The sequence below is a fragment of the Actinoplanes sp. NPDC048967 genome, from assembly GCF_040649415.1.
In the GTDB taxonomy this organism is placed as follows: domain Bacteria; phylum Actinomycetota; class Actinomycetes; order Mycobacteriales; family Micromonosporaceae; genus Actinoplanes.
Window position 1 is genome coordinate 1,013,391 of sequence record NZ_JBEZFL010000002.1, and the last position, 17,987, is coordinate 1,031,377.

Below are 17,987 nucleotides of genomic sequence, written 5' to 3' on the forward strand. Positions count from 1 at the left end.
CAGGATCCGGTACTGGGCTCATAGCTGGAGCCGAGGCCATAGCTGAGAAACTCCGGCGGGCGTGGGCTGGGGGAGTGCTTGAGTCGGTGCCGATCTCGAACTTGAGGCGGGGGACGCGGATCCGGCCGAGCCTGGAGCTGGGCCCGCGTTGGGTCAGGCCAGGTGTGGCCACCTCATGAAGGACCGGGTGGACGCCCGAGTCCATGTCCGGTCTTTGGGCGAGGATCAGGTCGGCGGTAAGGCCCTTCAAGGACCGGGTCGGAGCGGGCGGCGAGCCCAAGGGGTGGAGATCCAGATATTGGGCCGCGACCGAGGGACCAGCCGGCGGTCGGGCTGCAGTCGGGCGTCGGCGTCGGCAGCTATGGACCATAGGTTGAGCGCGGGGTCCGCAGCCTAGGGCTGTGTCGGTGGCCGTAGCTGGCACAAGGGTCGGAGGCGCCTGAAGACGGCCGGCGGCGGGTCCCAGCCGAATTGCGGGGCCGACGCCAGCCGGGCCGGAGCCCGGAGCCGCAGGCCGGAGCCCGGGGTCGGAGCCGGAGCCCGGGGCCGGAGCCCGGGGCCGGAGCCCGGAGGCCGCGGGCCGGAGGCCGAGAAGTCGAACCGATACCGGGCCGAGGCGGTGTGGGCTGGTGGCCGGGGTCGGGCCGAATCCAGAGTGCGCGTATGCCTTGTTCCGGGCTAGCCCGCGGCCGGGCTGGGGTCGGGCCGAGGCGGCCCCTGGATGGAGTCGTGGCCTCGATGGCTCGATGCCAGGGTCGGATCAGACTGGAACCAAACTCAGATCGCAGTCGGTGGAGCCGGTGCCACGGCAGGCCACCCAGTAGCGTCTGCGAGACGGGGTCGAGACCCATCCGGTCGAGGGCCAGGGCCAGCACGGCAGGGGTTGGGGTGGTGCGGCCCGGGCTGGAGTGCCGCAGATGCATTCGGGCCGCGGTCGGGGTCTGAAGGTCCAGGTTCCGGTAGAAGTTGGCCCGGACTTCTGACCGAGCGCGAAGGGGGCCTAGTGCCGAGCCGGTGACGAAGGCTTCGGCAACTGGAGCCGGGGGACGAGCCGGGAGTTGCGCCAGCTTTGGCTGCGGTCCGGGTCCGGGTCCGGGCTGTGGCCGCAGCCGTTGCAGGGATCGGTGGCCGGTGCGCGCCGAGGACTCGGTCGTGGCCGGGGTCGGGGGCGCCGGACGGGGCGGCGCGTCAACCGGATCACAAGTCGGGATGACGGCCACGGCCGATTGTGAGAGGCCGGCGTTGATGCCCGGGCCGGCGTTGATGCCAAGGTGGCCGGCGTAAGGCCAAGGTGGCCGGCGTAAGGCCAGGGTTCGGACGCGGCCGTGGCCCGGCGGCAGCCGATTGGACCAAGACAACTTCGGGTCCCACGGCAGGGGTGACGCGGGTTCATTGGCCAGAGGCCAAGGGCGACGGCCAAGGGCAGGGCGAGTGACATCAGCCTGGCCTACACGCTGGCCATGGCGCGCTAGGCAGTTGGCTTGGGTGGGTTGGCGCGGTGCCCGAGACTGCCGGGAAGCGGCTACCCGGGGCGGACACTTGAGCTCCGACTGGCTGGGGCCTGCAGTCGGACAGCGCCACCCGGTTTTGTGGACCAGCCGGATCAGCAGTTCCGACAAGGGGCGCCTGTCGTTGGGTTGGACGCACGCTTCGAAGGCTGCGTCCGTCACGCCGGTCAGCGTTTGGCCTACCTAGCGCTCTCGGCCGCCGCCGGTGTGCGCTTGTTCCGCTCCGTAGCCTCGGCGATCTACAGCGACGTTCTGGGCAGCCAACGGGCTTGTCGCGGCGGTCGACGTTCGTCACGTGGTTGCTGGACTACGCCAGCCACGACGCACTGGCGAACCGGTCGCCCGGTGGCGACGGCACCGGACCGCTTGCGGGCAGACGTCGTGGCTGAGTCAGTGGGACGGGGCGGCCTGCGTCTTGGCGGGGTCGCCTGTTGCGGTTGCTGACTGCGGGGTTGCCGGGCGGCGGTCGGGGTGCGCCGGTGCTTCCGCGGTCTTCGCGTCGTACTGGGACGGGATTGCGGGGGCTGCGCTTGGTTCGGACTGCGTTGCTTGGCCGGCCCTGTCGTCGGTGTTGTTGGGGTCGAGGGTGGGGTTGCTCGTTGTCGGCGGGGCGGGGGTGCTTGCGGTTGTGGACGCTGTGCCCGTACCGGATGCGTCGGTCGATGGGGAGACGGCCGGGGCGGCCGAGGTCGGTGAGCTTGCGCTTGGAAGTTGCGGGGTTGGCTCGGGGGCGTTGGCGGTGGCTGGCGCGTTGGTGTTTGGTTCGTCGGCGGGAGTCGGCGTGGTGGCCTGGCGGATCGCGTAGGACGAGAGGTCGCGGGTCTCGGCGTTGACCGTAATTAGGTCGCTGCGGCTGGCCGTCTCGGACGCTGTGCCTTCGGGCTTCGGGTTGGCGGGGGCAGGTGCGGTGGTGGCCGGCGCCGGGTCCGGGGCCGTTGCTCCGTCGGATTCCGGGTGCGCGGAGCGCGAAGGCGCGGGCGCTGGGTCTTGAGATGTGGGCTCTTGGTTTTGCGGGGTTGCGTTGTTCCACGTGAAACCGGCGGACGGGGAGTCCGTGTGGGTTGGCGGCTGCCAGGTGTCGGGGGTGGCAGGCGTGTCCGGTGTGACTGTTGGTTCGTTGCCGAACGTGGACGGCGACTGCCAGTGGATGTGGGCAGGTTCGGCGATGGCGCGGCCGCCGAAGCCCGCGAGCCACTCCGCGACGAGGGCCAGGTTTTCGAGCCACTGCTCCTCGGGGATGACCGGCAGGATGTCGTCCCAGAGCGACAGGAACGTGCCGCGGAGCTGGAGCCGGCCGTAGGGCCGGGCCAGGAACCACATGTGCAGGTGCGCGGAGCCGTCGCCCCAACGGTTCACGTGGACGCGGGCGACGCCGTCGAGCGAGCGGATCGCTCGTTCCAGGCGGACCGTCATCACGCCGAGTTCCGCGGCCAGGAGGTTCGGCAGGTCGCCCATGTCGAGGTGTGAGCGGCACTCGAGGATCAAGACCATGGGAAGGCCGGTGGGCCGGTCCATGCCGCGGACGCGCCATCGCTCACTGACCCAGATGTACGCGTCGTCGGGGGTGTTGCAGGCGACGCAGTCTCCGGCGTCCTCGCCACTTCGCGGGGGCTCGACATCGACCGGCTCGGCAAGGGTCTTGACCCGCATGTCGCCTTCGAACGGGAAGGAAGGCCAGCGTGTGAAGTCGGGAAGTGGCGGGGGGTTCTGGGGCACGAGGGTGACCCTAGCCCAGCTCACCGGGCACTGTCCCGGGTCAATTTCCGGCGGACCCGCCGATGCTCCCTCACCCGTTCGGACAGTCCTCGGAACGTTGACGCCGGTCACCTTCGGTGGGCTCCGCGCTACGCCGGAAGTTATCCACAGAAGTTATCCACAGGCAGGTCGGTTTCACGTGAAACACGACGTAGAACGCGTTCACCCCCTGTGGATACAGCGGTGGAGAAGGTGTCATCCATCGGAGTTGTTTCACGTGAAACGGCCACGGGGAGGGCCATCAACAGTCTCTGCGCACAGGTTGTGGATACTGCTGGCTGCCGATCCGAGGTGGGCGGTTTCGCGCCGGGGCTTGGTGCATCGTGGGGCTTGGTTGGGCTTCGGATTGGACGTCTTCATGGCGGGGTTCGACGGGCACCGGAGGCTGGTTTCACGTGAAACAGGTCGGGTCAGATTGACCTGGTTGAGTTGGGCTCGTGGGCGGAGTCCTTGTCGGTCCGCGTCGTGGTGACGGGCGCCTTCTGGAGTCTGGCGCGGCTGCGAGGGGAGTCAGGTCTCCGTCGGTTTGCAGCGGGCGGAGATGCAACCGCCCGAGTCCGTTGGAGCTCAGATGCGTCGGCGGGACAGTGGCTTCATCAGCGGCACGATTCCCGTGTCCGTGTCCGTGTCCGTGTCCGTGTCCGTGTCCGTGTCCGTGTCAGTCTCAGTCTCAGTCTCAGTCTCAGTCTCAGTCTCAGTCTCAGTCTCAGTCTCAGTCTCAGTCTCTTCGATAAGGGTCCTGGCATGCCGACTGTTGATCCGCGTCGCTACTCGCTCGCCATGTCCGGGCCTTGGCGGCAAGGCCGGCAAGCTGGTGCCGGTGTGGTTGGGCCTCAGGACCGCTGACGCTGAGAACCTCGCTCAATTGGCATGGCTCGGGCCGGCAGGGTCTCGCCAGCGGTTGACGCTGGCGTAGCCGTCGAGTATGGATCTTGGGCTCGAAGACAGTCTTGGGCCTTATCGCTACTATCCCGTGCCACATCTTGGAGTCGGAGCGGCTGCCGCATCCAGCCGCGGCGGGATGCCTTGTCGTATTCCACCGCCGAGGTGAGGGCAGGTCCATGGCGATATAGCTGGGGTCGCGCCGCTGTAAGAACTTCAGACCGCGAGCTTGATCGGTAGTGCCGACGACTCAGCAGGAACAGCCCCGCAGCACCATGGGTGTCGCAAGGGTAAGGCTCGGGCGGCTAGGGCACGGCAAGTTGCGCTGTGGGCTGTCGCAGGGGGCTCGACTCAAGGCTGCGGGTGGGCCAGACCACCGCTACCGCGTTTCACGTGGAACGTCGTCTAGACCTGAGTGGGGACAACGGGCGGGATCGTGTTCAAGTGCGCTTCTGGTCCGTCACCCTCGCTGCTTGGTGAGCCATCCGCCTCGGCTCGCGCTTGCGCTGTCGTCTTCTAATCGCCAAGCTGATCAGCTGTCGGCACTACGGGTGGCAGCTTTGCTCGAACGTGGCGAGAGATTCTTGGATCGGGCAGCCTTGCCGGCGACCGAGCCTCGGTGATCGCTAGCCGCAGCCGCGACTCGATCACATCCCGGGTGTACGTGTCCGGCCGGCGCTGATGTCCGGGGGTGAGCCACCAGTTCGCTCGACCACCGCTTGCCGGCACGGACAGCAGCGCGGTGCGGCTAGTCGCGTCGCATGGGTGTGGCTGCGTCGTGGTGGTCGGCAGGGCAGCCGACCGAAGGCGACAGCAGCGCGCGGGAAGACCGCCGTTTCACGTGAAACGGCTCCGGGCTCCGGGCTCCGGGCTCCGGGCTCCGGGCTCCGGGCTCCGGGCTCCGGGCTCCGGGCTCCGGGCTCCGGGCTCCGAAGATGGTGACTCCGGCTTTGTTTCACGTGAAACTTGCGACGGCGCATGTCCATGGAGATGAGAGCGGCTGAACACCCTAGAACGACGACTTGGCTCCACGCCGGCCAGTAGCTCGGCCGCGGAAGACGGATCTGAGATACGACGCCCATGCTCAACCCAGAGACTTGTCCAAGGCCACCTCCAACGAGCACCGCAGCCCAGAGCCGACACGGAGGTCCCGCCGAGGGGCGACAGTCCGGTGATCACCGCCCTCTCTTGAGGAACCACCGCCAGTCAGCACCTTGCCGGTTTTGGCGCCGCTCGCATCGCCGTGGAAGCCTTTGGCCTGAGAGTCGGAGAGGGCCGACATACGGTTTCACGGGAAACATGACACCGATGCCCTCAGGTAGAAGTCGATCGGAACGCGGTTGCCTTTGTCATCGACCCGGCCGGGGCCGAAGGCGAGAACGGTGCCGTGCTCGCACGTCTGTCTGCCACTTGAGGCAGAGGCAAACGGACTGCCACCGGCTAACCAGGACGTCCATCAGCTGAGGCTTCCATTCTTCAGAAGAGCTTCCGTGGCCTTAAGCCAACCGCCAAGACCGCCAAGTGCGGGCGATACTCCGACAGGCCCGGCCGCGCGGTGACGATCTCCGACCTGGCGGAACCCGGAGACGACTTCACCACCCCGGCCAATACCGCGCAGCCCCCCGCAGATGCCACAGCTCCGCGTTGCCGCCCGCGACCGCGCAGGCAGCCAGTTGCCGCTAGCCCAACGGCGCTGAATTCCTGGGCACGAACCTCCCGCCGGCTCTCGTGGATCCAAGCGCATCACCGCTCACCCCGCGAGCTCAATACGAGCCGACTCCGATGGTCAAGACTATTCAGTCGACCATCAGACCCGCGAACCGTCGTATGCCGCGGCCAAAGCTGAACGGCGGCACGAGCCCAGTTCACAACGTCGGCTAGCCCACGGAAACTTGACCGGCCGAACGGCGCGTGACTAGTCGCCCCGCTTCAGTGAGCTCGAAGCGCCTCAGCCGTTTCACGTGAAACTCGCTTGGCATCAAGCCGGTTGAGCATCGTCGAGCCAACTGCGGCAAGCACCAACGGACTCAGACGCGGTGAATCCTGACCACGAAGGGCCCCTGCGCTCATCGCCAAGGGCATGGCCTGCGGCACTCGGGTTGTCTCACCCTTGAACCTCGAAAACGCCGACCACGCGGAGAGGGATTAGGGCTACCCAGCACTGAATCGCGGCGACCCAAACGCCGACTCCCTCCGCTTCGACTCAACTCAAGGCCACCGCCCTCCAGACGATGCGCGACACCTGGGCATAGTCAGACGCCTCCGTCATCAGCAGACCCTTGCTAGAGACCGAGACGTTGGCTCCATTCCTTACAGCATGGACGGGCAGAGCTGGTTAGCCCGCTCGAGTCGCGCCACCTCGCAATGCACGGCCGGCGGGTACCTGATCTTCAGCCATCACGTGACGCGCTGACTCAAGCATCCTGAGAGCACACCGTTTCTCACCACGGGCTCGACGATCCGCAAGGACGCAGCGGCGTGCCATGCGGGCAGATCCAGAGGTCGTACGGCGATGCACCATAGCCAACGCGCCGTCACCGAAGTCAGGCCACCAACTCACCGTCTTGCTCATCGCCGGGAGGCTCGAACCATGCCGTGGCATCAAGACAGAGATCACCACGGACCAACAACAGCACCAGGCGGTACGCAGAATCCAAGGCCCGCGAACAGAGAGCGTGCATCGACCATGCGCGACCAACGGTCGCCACGCCTAGCAGCGAGTGGGCCGCACTCAACGGCACGCTACTGATAGGCACCGCGGCTCAACCACAAAAGCGAGCGAACGCACGACGGTCTATCGCCGCGCCCTCCTCCAGAGCCAGGCGACACCGATGCCTTCTGCACGAAATGGGCTTGGCCGAAATAGCCCTCGATCCAACAAGCTACCGACCGCCGGGGTACTCGCACCGGCATGACTATCTTCGAGGGCACCGGCTACAAGAGAAGCCGACATGAACCAGCCATTTGAGCGCTGAGGTCAACTACAACCCCAAAACATGAGCTGAAATCATGATCGAGCGCCGATGAAGCCCGGCCCTCCAGCTGCAGCCCCAAAACAGGGCGAATTGGGCGTCAGATTTCGCCCATCTCGAAGATCCACGTCCATCCAAAACCTCAGGAGAATGGCTCTGACAGAACCGGATTCGTCCTCAAAGACCGCCCCACGGTCACCGAACGTGACGACTTCGCTCCACCGAAGCCAGGACATGAAGAAGGCACGTGATCCGCCAAAATCACGTGCCTTGCAATCCATAACCCATCACCGCCACCCAGCCGTGGCGGCAAACGATCAGTCAGACTCGGCGCCCTCTTCTTCCACGCCGATCATCCCCACGATCCGCTCCAGGTCATCAACCGTCGCGAACTCGATCGTGATCTTGCCCTTGTTCCGGCCGATGTCGACCTTCACCCGAGTGTCGAACCGGTCCGACAACCGGTCAGCCAGATCGTTCAGCGCCGGCGCATGCACCTTCGCCCGGCGTGTCGGGGCCGACTTCTTCGCCGGCCCGTCCGCGATCGCCAGCGATACCAGCTCCTCGGTCGCGCGGACCGAAAGCCCTTCCGCCACGATCCGGAGCGCCAGCTGCTCCTGCGCGTCGGAGTCCTCGAGCCCGAGCAACGCCCGAGCATGTCCCGCCGACAGCACCCCGGCCGCGACCCGGCGCTGCACCGGCGCCGGCAGGTTCAACAGCCTTATGGTGTTCGATATCTGCGGCCGGCTTCGACCGATGCGCCGAGCCAGCTCCTCATGCGTAGCGCCGAACTCCTCGAGCAGCTGCTGGTACGCAGCCGCCTCTTCGAGCGGGTTCAGGTTCGCCCGGTGGATGTTCTCCAGGAGAGCGTCTCGCAGCATCGCGTCATCGCGGGTGTCGCGGATGATCGCGGGGATCGTCTCCTTGCCGACGGCCTGGGCGGCACGCCAGCGCCGCTCACCCATGACGAGCTCGTATCGGCCGCCGCCGACGTCCCGTACCACGATCGGCTGGAGGAAGCCGACCTCCTGGATGGAGGTCTTCAGCTCCTCGAGCGCCTCCTCATCAAAGACGTGCCGCGGCTGCTTCGCGTTCGGCTCAATCGCAGTGACCGGGAGCTCCGCGAAGCGGGCGCCGGGCACCGGAGCAAGACCACTGTCGTCCTCGACGATCGGCGCAGGCGAAGCCGGCGCGGTGAACTGGGGCGGCGCAGTCGCCTCAGCAACCGGCGGCCCAGAAACCGGGGCCGAAGCCGGAGCTGGAGTCGAGGCCGGGGTCGGGTCCGGAACAGCAGCCGGGGGAGGCGGCGGCTCCTCAGTCGTCGTCGTGCCACCGGCCGCCGGGGGAGCGGTGGGAATCAATGCGCCGAGGCCACGCCCCAGGCCGCCCCGTGGACGGTTCTTCATGCCGCGCCTCCCGTGTTGACCCCGCGCATCGCGATTTCCAGAGCTGCCTCGAAGTAGCTCGTGGCGCCCCGCGAACCCGGATCGTAGGTCATCACGGACTGGCCGTAGCTCGGAGCCTCCGACACACGGACGTTGCGCGGAATCACGGCCTCGAGCACCTTCGAGCCGAAGTGGTTCCGCACGTCCTGCTCGACCGCGTCCGCCAGGCGGGTGCGGCGGTCGTACATCGTCAGCAGGATGGTGGAGACGTCGAGCGTCGGGTTGAGGTGCTGGCGCACCAGGTTGATGTTGTTGATGAGCTGGTTCAGGCCCTCCAGCGCGTAGTACTCGCACTGGATCGGAATGAGCACTTCCTGCGCCGCGCAGAGCGCGTTGACCGTCAGCAGGCCGAGCGACGGCGGGCAGTCGATGAAGACGTAGTCGAACTTCTCCGGGTGTCCGGCGATCGCGCGCTGCAGCCGGGATTCGCGCGCCACCACGGACACGAGTTCGATCTCGGCGCCGGCCAGGTCGATCGTGGCCGGCACGCAGTACAGATTCGGGATGCCCTCGACCGGCTGTGCCACCTCGGCGAGCGGCACGTTGTCGATCAGGCAGTCATAGACGTCGGGTACGCCGGCGTGGTGGGGGACGTTCAGGCCGGTGGACGCGTTGCCCTGGGGGTCGAGGTCAACCACCAGCACACGGTTGCCGTGCAGCGCCAGCGCGACCGCGAGGTTCACCGTCGTGGTCGTCTTGCCAACGCCACCCTTCTGGTTCGCGACGCAGAGCACCCGCGGATGGTCGGGGCGCGGCATGTGGATCTCGCCGCTCGGGTTGAGGATCTGCACAGCTCGCAACGCTTCCATGGCGAGGGGCGGATCGTCCTCATCCCGGTCCGGCGTTTCACGTGAAACATGCTCGTCTGCCGCCGCGCCGTCCGCGGACGGCTGCGTCGCCACGGCCGCCGGTGCAGCCGGCGCCGCAGAGACAGGAGCTGACGACGGTACGGTCGCAGAGCCCGAAACAGGCGCAGACGAAGGCCCCGACCGCGGCGCCGGAGCAGGGCGTCGAGGCTCCGACGCACTGACCTCAGGCTCCGTCACCGGGGTCCCGTACACCTGCCCGCCGTTCCCTGCACGTGGTTGCGGCACGCCTTGCTCCCCACTGTCGAAGCTCACACTCAAGCTTCCGCTTCGATCCGAGCCGGCGTGTGGATCGGTTTCACGTGAAACACGGTCCCAGCCTGGGGCACCGTCCGGGCCCCTGCCATACTCATGCACCGTTTTGTCCCTGCCTGCTTGGATTGGGTCGGCACCGCGAGCGTGCGGTCCGGCAGGAAGCGGCGGAGCGTCTGGCGCTCCCACCGTCCGGTCCACACTATCGACGCGCGGCCAGCCTACGGCCGCCGGGCGAGCGTCGCCACGGTTGTCCGCCTGATGAGTTGATCCCAACAGCCCATCGGACGCCTCGAAGACCATGAATCCGGGCACCAACCGCATCTTCACCCTGCCGTCGGCGGTCCCAGCACCATTCTCGTCCGATCCGAACGCTTCTATTACACCGCGTTCGCCCTCGGAGCGTCGTCCCCCAAGGGAGCGCACATAGTCCGCCGACGGTCCTGCGTGAGGCTCATCCAGAGCGCTTCCGCCCGCTTCCGACTCCCTTCTCCATCCAGGCGCCGACGGGGCATCACCCGTAGAGGAACGAACATCGGCCTCGCCAGCGCCTGGCTCAGAGGAAGGGCCCGCAGCTGACACGGGATAGCCAGGTGCCGAGCCAGAGCCGGCCAGGGAAGAGGCCGCCGAGCCAGAGCCGGTCACGGAAGAGCCCACCGAGCCAGAGCCGGTCACGGAAGAGCCCACCGAGCCAGAGCCGGTCACGGAAGAGGCCGCCGAGCCAGAGCCGGCCAGGGAAGAGGCCGCCGAGCCAGAGCCGGCCAGGGAAGAGGCCGCCGAGCCAGAGCCGGCCAGGGAAGAGGCCGCCGAGCGGGAACCGGTCATGGAAGGGCCCGCCGAGCGAACACCGGCCGGCAGATCAGAACCGGCCGGGGGAGTGACCGCTGCCGAATCCGAGTAAGTCACCGGGTGGGCACCAGGAGAGCATGGCCCTCCTCCGGCGTGCCGTTCCGAAGCGAAGTCCACACCCACCGAGGAACCGCCGGCGGATCGGGTGCCAACCCCCGAGGCCGAGCCACGACCAGCGACGAAGCCCGCGGAGGCGACACCACCCTGGTGCGAGCCAGCCCCCGCATCAATGCCGGCCGTCGAACCAGACCCATCGGCAGCGGGAGTACCAGCAACAGGCCGGCCCGTATCCGGGCCTCGCTGGGGTCGTGGGAGCTTTCCCGTTCGTTTCCGCACGCCCCGCCTGGCCATCTATCCCCTCCGCGATCTCCTTTTCCCGGAGCCGCGCCCACCGGCGGAGCGGCCCGGGTCGGCCGCCCTTCCGGACGGCCTCGGCCTTGGTGCCACGACGGCCCGCTCCCGCACGATCTCGACGACCGTGGTCGGCGGATCGATCACTCCGGCTCCGCAGAGCCGGACGACCGGGTCGCCACCACCGAGCCGGGTGATCGCCTCGTGGTGTTCTGCCACCTCTTCCGCGGCCGAAGCGCCCTTGAGCGCCAGGAGCCGGCCGCCGACGGCGGCGAGGGGCAGGCACCAACCGGCGAGCCGGTCCAGTGGCGCGACCGCGCGTGCGGTGACGATGTCGGCGGCGGCGGGGGGCCCACCGGCGACATCTTCAGCGCGGCCCCGGACGACTGTGACAGTCGTGTCGAGGCCGAGTGCGGTCACCGCTTCGGACAGGAAAGCGGTTCGTCGTGCCAGTGGCTCGACCAGCGTGATCGTGAGATCTGGCCTAGCCACTGCCAGCACGATACCGGGCAAACCGGCACCAGACCCGACGTCGGTCACTGAAGCACCTAACGGGATCATCTCGGACATAACGGCACAGTTGATCAGGTGCCGTTCCCAGACCCGCGGTGCCTCGCGGGGCCCGATCAGGCCCCGGACGACGCCGTCCGTGATCAGGAGTTCGGCATAGCGGGTAGCCAGGGGGAGCCGGTCACCGAAGGCGCGCTCGGCCGCCGCGGAGAAGGCCGGCGGAACGACAGGGGAGACGGCGGTGGGGGCAGACGACGACGGCCCGGGCACAGCGCCCGGGCCGTTGTCACCCGCGCCGGAGCGTGGGTCGGTCATGTCAGCTCAGTCAGCCGGACGGACCACGATGCGGCGGCTGGGCTCGACGCCCTCCGACTCGCTCTGCACGCCGGGGATCGCGTTGACCACGTCGTGCACACACTTGCGCTCGAAGGCCGACATCGGCTCCAGGCGTACGGGATCGCCGTGCTCTTTGACCTTTTCGACCGCGTTGCGGGCGACCGCCGTCAGTTCCTTACGCCGGGTCGCCCGGTAGCCGCCGATGTCCAGCAGCAGCCGGCTCGGCGAGCCGGTGGCCCGGAAGATCGCCAGGCGGGTGAGCTCCTGCAGCGCCTCGAGCGTCGCGCCACGCTGGCCCACGAGCGGCTGCAGCCGGCCGCCGACGACCTCGACCATCGGGCGGCCCGCCGACACGAGCTCGTCGATGTCACCGTCGTAGTCGAGGATGTCGAGCAGGCCCTCCACGTAGTCGGCGGCGATCTCGCTCTGCCGGAACAGGTCGGAGTCCGAGGTGACGGTCTCCGACTTCTTGGTCTCCTCGGTACCGGCGGACTCCGCGGCAGTGGCGGAAGCGGTCTCCTCGGTGGACTGCTCTGCGCTGGGAGTGCTGGTGTCGGTCACGGTCTCATCTCCGTACTCACTCGGGCCGGACCTGCTCGGTCCGCTGTTTCCCGCGCCGGTGCCGCCTGGGAACGATCAGGTCAGCGCCGGGCGCGAGGAGGTCTTTGTCGCCGCCCCGGCAGGGCCGCGCGCGGCCCGGGGCGTGGCCCGGGCCGCAGCTGCGTCATCCCTGTGGTTTGTTCGCGGGTCGCGCGCCCTTCTTGGGGTTCACCGGCTTGGCGCCGGGCTTCGGCGCGAGGGCCTTGGTGTCCACGACCGGGCCCTTCGGGTCCGGCTGGGCGGCCGGCTTGCGGCCGAACAGGCCACCGGTACGGCCGGACTGCACCGGGTTCTGCGGGCCCTTGGCGCCGGACTTGGCGTTGGCCGCACCGGCCGGACGGGTCGACGACGCGGCGGTCTTGCCGTTGGCCATCGGCGGCGGCGGGAACTTGCGGAGCACCCACTGCTGCTGGGCCAGGCTGAAGAGGTTGTTCGTGACCCAGTAGATGACCACGCCGATGGGGAACAGCGAGCCGGAGACGAGCAGCGACAGCGGGATGCCGTACAGCATCAGGCGCTGGATCATCTTCTGCTGAGGGTCCTCGGCCCAGCCGGTCTTGAGGATCATCTGGCGGCTGGTGAGGTACGTCGTCGCCATCATGATGAGGACCAGGACGGCAGCGATGACCTTGACCACGGTGCCGTTGGTCGCACCGAGCCGGGTCAGGTCCTCGGCGGAGGAGCCGAACTGGGCCGGCAGCGGCGCGGTGAACAGCGCCGAGTGGGTGGCCTCGCGGAACTGCTCGGCGGTCCAGCCGTACAGGGTGGGCTGGCCGTTGTCCGGGTTGAGCCGGCGCAGCACGTGGAACAGGCCCAGGAAGACGGGGATCTGCAGGAACATCGGGAGGCAGCCCATGAGCGGGTTGGCCTTCTCGACCTTGTACAGCTCCATCATTTCTTTCTGGAGCGTCTCCCGGTCGCCCTTGTGCTTCTCCTGCAGCTGCTTGACCTTGGGCTGCAACGCCTGCATGGCGCGCTGGGACTTGATCTGCTTGACGAAGACGGGGAAGAGGATCACCCGCAGCGTCACGACCAGGAAGACGATCGACAGGATCCAGGACCAGTTGGTGCCCAGCACCCTGCCGTCGGAGACGCCGATCGCGTCCCAGAGGTCATGCCAGCGAAGAAGGATCCACGAGATCGCGATGTAGATCCAGTCGAGACTCAATTCATGCTCCAGTCACATCAGCAGGACGGTGACGGATCGGGTCAGGCACCGGATCGAACCCGCCAGGGTGGAAGGGGTGGCAGCGCAACAGCCGCCAGATCGCCAGGGCGGTCCCTCGGGAAGCGCCGTGCACCGCGATTGCCTCCTGGGCGTACGCGCTGCACGAGGGGTAGAACCGACAGCGGGCCGGCAGTGCCGGGCTCAAGTAACGACGGTACGCGACGATCCCCCACGTCAGCACCCGGGCGACCGGCCCGCGTGGCGTGCTCATCGCCGCCGCCGGGGTGACCGGGCCGCGGCCAGGGCGCCATCGAGGTCGGTGCCCAGCGTCTCGAAGGACGCCGACGCCGAGGCGGGCAGTGCGCGAACCACCAGCAGAGTGCCGTCCGGCAGGTCGGCGAGGCGGGGCCGGACCAGGTGCCGCAGCCGCCGGCGGACCTTGTTACGGGTCACCGCGTTGCCCACGGACTTGGACACGACAAAGCCGGCGCGCGCCGTGGAGGCTTGCGCCGGCTCATCGATAAGAAGGTGGACGACCACCGTGCTGCGCCCGGCCCTGCGCCCACCGCGAACCGCTGCGGCGAAGTCAGTGCTGCGCCTCAGTCGTTGCGCCGCGGCCAGCACGACTACCTGGACATCCGGCCGGACCAGCGTCGGCTCAGGCCGACAGCTTGTCGCGGCCCTTGGCGCGGCGGGTGGAGAGGATGGCGCGGCCGGCACGGGTACGCATGCGCAGCCGGAAACCGTGGGTCTTCGCGCGACGGCGGTTGTTCGGCTGGTAAGTGCGCTTGCTCACGTCAAAACTCCGTCTTCGTAGGGCACCCACGAGACCGTAGGTGTCCAGGGGGCATCAAAGCTGCAAGACGCCACTTTAGCAGAGCGCGGCGGAGCAACCGCCCGACCCTACGCAGCACCCCCTGGGTGGTCAACCATCGTCGGGTCGGCACGCCGACAGATCACTTCCCGGTACGGGGCTTCGTCACGCACGCTGGTCCGTCTGCGCACGGAGTGAATCTTTTCGTGCCAGGTCTGCCCCGGGGTGGGTACCGGCGGTTGATGCGGGTGCCGCCGCGCTGTTAGCGTGCCCGTTTGCTGGTCTGCAGCGCTGACGCGTCGAGTCGGCCAAAACCGGACGAGCCGGTTAATCGTTCGCCAGGTGAGCCTGTTTTCCCGCGCCAGCACAGGCTCCGGGGGAGTCCGCCGACCAACCGGCCGGGGAGCGACCGCCGACGAGTGCACAGGTTGTGGATAACCTGTGGACAGCCGGTGGCGCCGTACGTGTTCAGCACGTTGGATGTGCTGGGTTGGGGGTAGCCGGTTCGTGGCCCGTACGGGTGACGACTGGCAAGGGCGGCGGAAGCCGGACAAGGCCACCGGGAGACCGGTGGCGATGGGGGTGGCGCGGCGGTGGCCGATACGGTCGACCTTGGCGGGGTGTGGACCGCTGCGACGGACGAGCTGGCGGACGAGATCGCGTCCGCTCAGCAGCGTGCGTACCTGCGGCTCACCCGGCTGCGCGCCATAGTCGAGGACACCGCGCTGCTGTCCGTGCCGGACACGTACACCCGGGATGTGATCGAGTCGCGGCTGCGGCTGGCGATCACCGAGGCTCTGTCGCGCCGGCTCGGCCGGCCGATCCAAGTGGCCGTGACGGTCCGCCCGCCCGAGGACGGCACCGGCCGCCCGGGCACGGTCTACGGCACGCCGCCTCCCGAGCCGCCGACCCAGGCGCCCGCCCATTACGCCGACCAGCAGCAGCACTACGCCGACCAGCAGCCGCCGCGCTACGCGGAGCAGCAGCCGCCGGCATACCCGGACCGCTATCCACAGCCGCCGTCCTTCGGTCACCAGGACAACTACGATCAGGGCTACGAGAAGTCGTACGAGCAGAACTACGAGCCGGCCGAGGGACCGACCGGTTCCGCCCAGGCACCGTTCCCGCGCGCCGTCCCGGCGGCCCGTGACTCCCGTGACGGTCAGGACGCCCTGTTCGCCGCGCCGCTGCCGATGCCGGTGCGCCCGGCGGAAGGCCCGAAGACGGTCGCCGAGGACCAGCAGGAGAAGCAGGCCCAGACCCGTACCGAAGCAGAGCCGCAGCGTCGCGAGGCCCCGCGCCAGATGCCGCACTTCGCCGAGGCGCCGAACGAGTCGACCGGCCGCCGGATCGCCACCGACCCGGCCCAGCTGCGCGACAACCAGCGCCGCCCGGACGAGCGCCCGACGATGCACGCCCAGGACCGCCGCGACGACACTCTGCAGATCAGGCAGCACAGCGGCGACAACGGCCCGGGCCGCGCGCCGATGGACATGCGCGGCCAGGACCGCGACCGCCGGCCGGGCGGCAATGACGGCAACCGCCTGAACCCGAAATACATGTTCGAGACGTTCGTCATCGGCTCGTCCAACAGGTTCGCCCACGCGGCGTCGGTCGCGGTCGCCGAATCCCCGGCCAAGGCATACAACCCGCTGTTCATCTACGGCAGTTCCGGGCTGGGCAAAACGCACCTGCTGCACGCGATCGGCCACTACGCGACGACCCTCGGTCACGCCCGCTCGGTGCGCTACGTCTCCACCGAGGAATTCACCAACGACTTCATCAATTCCCTGCGCGACGACAAGACACAGGCCTTCCAGCGCCGCTACCGCGACGTCGACATCCTGCTGATCGACGACATCCAGTTCCTGGAGAACCGCGAGCGCACCCAGGAAGAGTTCTTCCATACGTTCAACACGCTGCACAACGCGAACAAGCAGATCGTGATCAGCTCGGACCGCTCCCCGCGCCAGCTGGCCACCCTCGAGGACCGGATGCGCACCCGCTTCGAATGGGGCCTGCTCGCGGACATCCAGCCGCCGGACCTGGAGACCCGCATCGCGATCCTGCAGAAAAAGGCCGCGCAGGAACGCATGTACGCCCCGGACGACGTCCTGGAGTTCATCGCGTCCCGCGTCTCGAACTCGATCCGCGAACTCGAGGGCGCCCTCATCCGGGTGACCGCATTCGCCAGCCTGACCAGGTCGTCGGTCCAGCTCTCGCTGGCCGAGGAGGTCCTGCGCGACTTCATGCCCGACGGCGCCGGCCCGGAAATCACCGCCGACCAGATCATGGTGTCCACGGCGGACTACTTCGGCGTGAGCCTGGAAGACCTCCGCGGCCACTCAAGGTCCCGAGTGCTGGTCAACGCCCGCCAGGTAGCGATGTACCTCTGCCGCGAACTGACGGAACTGTCCCTGCCAAGAATCGGCCAGGCCTTCGGCGGCCGCGACCACACGACGGTGATGCACGCGGACCGAAAAATCCGCCAGCACATGGCCGAGCGGCGATCCCTCTACAACCAGATCGCCGAGCTGACCAACCGCATCAAACAAAACACCTAGTTCTTTTCCGGTACGCGCAGCGGCCCCCACAACCGCAACACCGGCTCAAGCGACCACAGCAATCAGCCAGGACCACCTCAAGCCCGGCGATCCCCCGCCGGGCTGAAGCGTCGCCGACCCCGAAGGCCGTCCACATAGCCACCGGTCACCGCCACTTCTCCGTCCGGCCGCGGTCAAGTAATCGCTGTGATGGATCGTCCGGCGGTTTGACCAGATCGCTGAGCGCATTTGGCGGACGAAGCGGGATCGTTCCGCGATGGTCGGGCGCCTCGACCATCGCGGCCGCAGGCAGGGGGCTGTGAGCCGGGTCCGAGTTCCTCGGCGGCCCCGGCCCTGTCGCCGGAGAGACCGTGCTCAGCGATCACAGCCCAGGCGGACTCGGTGTCGTCACCGACGAGGGCCTTCTACGCAGGCCAGCAGCCAGGTCAAGTCTGACAACGGCGCCGTGCCTAGGCCCCACAACTTTCACGTGCAGCCCCTCAGCTCCGACGAGTCGAAATCTCGCTACCGGCGGTAAAGGCCTTCCTTCAACTCGCCGAGCAAGCAGATCACCACCGCGGACGCTATCTCCTCACTGGGTGACGCCTTGGGCCGAAGAACGGAGGTCCCGTCGCCCCGCCAGCGAAACCCTCCTTACGAGAATCTCGTCCACTGCCGGGCGAACGCGCATGACTGCCCCGTCGCCCAGATTCGGTCACCCATCAGGCCCGCCTCGTCGACCGGCCACTTCCGGGCCGCCAAGCCAAGTCGGCAAGCCAAGTCGGCCGCATTCGGTCAGCAGGTCCGGCCACCCAGGTCCGGTAGGCCACGGCCGGACGCCCAGGTCCGGTAGGCCACGGCCGGACGCCCAGGTCCGGTAGGCCACGGCCGGACGCCCTGGTCCGGTCGGCCCGATCCGCCACGTTCGATCCTCCTGGTTCAGCCAGCCTGGTTCGGTGCGCCACGGTCGGTCCGTAAAGTCCGACCACCTCGGTCCCGATAGGCCACGACTGGCCGGCCACGTTCGCTCGCCCAGGTCCGATCGGCCGCGCCAGGCCGCCTGGTCTGATCGGCCTGGTCCGCCACGTTTGACCCTCCGGGCCTGGTCCGCCACGTTGGTCTGCCTGGCCCGATCC

Annotated in this window: 9 protein-coding genes and 1 pseudogene; 1 reads left to right on the top strand and 9 read right to left on the bottom strand. The window is 68.2% G+C overall.

Features of this window, described 5'->3' with window-relative positions; all coding sequences use genetic code 11:
* Nucleotides 1-2,627 precede the first annotated feature (2,627 nt).
* The 9 genes and pseudogenes from AB0C12_RS11490 to rpmH all read right to left on the bottom strand — a co-directional run.
* Nucleotides 2,628-3,224 (bottom strand): annotated as a pseudogene (locus AB0C12_RS11490) (hypothetical protein); the annotation flags it as partial.
* A 4,210-nt stretch (nt 3,225-7,434) separates the two neighbouring features.
* A complete protein-coding gene (locus AB0C12_RS11495; protein ID WP_360546668.1) occupies nt 7,435-8,523 on the bottom strand; it encodes a ParB/RepB/Spo0J family partition protein in 1,089 nt (362 codons plus the stop codon).
* Nucleotides 8,520-9,785: a ParA family protein gene (locus AB0C12_RS11500; protein WP_360546670.1), complete on the bottom strand. Its 1,266-nt coding sequence runs from the start codon at nt 9,783-9,785 to the stop codon at nt 8,520-8,522. The genes AB0C12_RS11495 and AB0C12_RS11500 overlap by 4 nt, the downstream gene beginning before the upstream one ends.
* A gap of 1,095 nt (nt 9,786-10,880) precedes the next feature.
* Nucleotides 10,881-11,705, bottom strand: a complete 825-nt coding sequence (gene rsmG, locus AB0C12_RS11505) for a 16S rRNA (guanine(527)-N(7))-methyltransferase RsmG (RefSeq protein WP_360546672.1) — start codon at nt 11,703-11,705, stop codon at nt 10,881-10,883.
* 6 nt (nt 11,706-11,711) lie between these two features.
* Nucleotides 11,712-12,287 (bottom strand): R3H domain-containing nucleic acid-binding protein, encoded by a 576-nt coding sequence (locus tag AB0C12_RS11510; protein WP_360546674.1) that lies wholly within the window; start codon nt 12,285-12,287, stop codon nt 11,712-11,714.
* Nucleotides 12,288-12,450: 163 nt separating this feature from the next.
* On the bottom strand, nt 12,451-13,494 hold the full coding sequence (yidC, locus tag AB0C12_RS11515) for a membrane protein insertase YidC (protein ID WP_360546676.1): 1,044 nt from the start codon (nt 13,492-13,494) through the stop codon (nt 12,451-12,453).
* A gap of 1 nt (nt 13,495) precedes the next feature.
* Nucleotides 13,496-13,765 carry a membrane protein insertion efficiency factor YidD gene (gene yidD, locus AB0C12_RS11520; RefSeq protein WP_360546678.1) on the bottom strand — a complete coding sequence of 90 codons (270 nt, stop codon included), beginning with the start codon at nt 13,763-13,765 and terminating at the stop codon, nt 13,496-13,498.
* A complete protein-coding gene (rnpA, locus tag AB0C12_RS11525) occupies nt 13,762-14,118 on the bottom strand; it encodes a ribonuclease P protein component (protein ID WP_360546680.1) in 357 nt (118 codons plus the stop codon). Before rnpA ends, yidD begins: the two co-directional genes overlap by 4 nt.
* Before the next feature lie 34 nt (nt 14,119-14,152).
* Entirely contained in the window at nt 14,153-14,290 is a 138-nt protein-coding gene (rpmH, locus tag AB0C12_RS11530) for a 50S ribosomal protein L34 (protein WP_125812322.1), read from the bottom strand.
* A gap of 611 nt (nt 14,291-14,901) precedes the next feature.
* On the opposite strand from rpmH, the gene dnaA reads away from it, so the two are divergent.
* Nucleotides 14,902-16,872 (top strand): chromosomal replication initiator protein DnaA, encoded by a 1,971-nt coding sequence (dnaA, locus tag AB0C12_RS11535; protein WP_360546683.1) that lies wholly within the window; start codon nt 14,902-14,904, stop codon nt 16,870-16,872.
* Nucleotides 16,873-17,987: the final 1,115 nt, after the last annotated feature.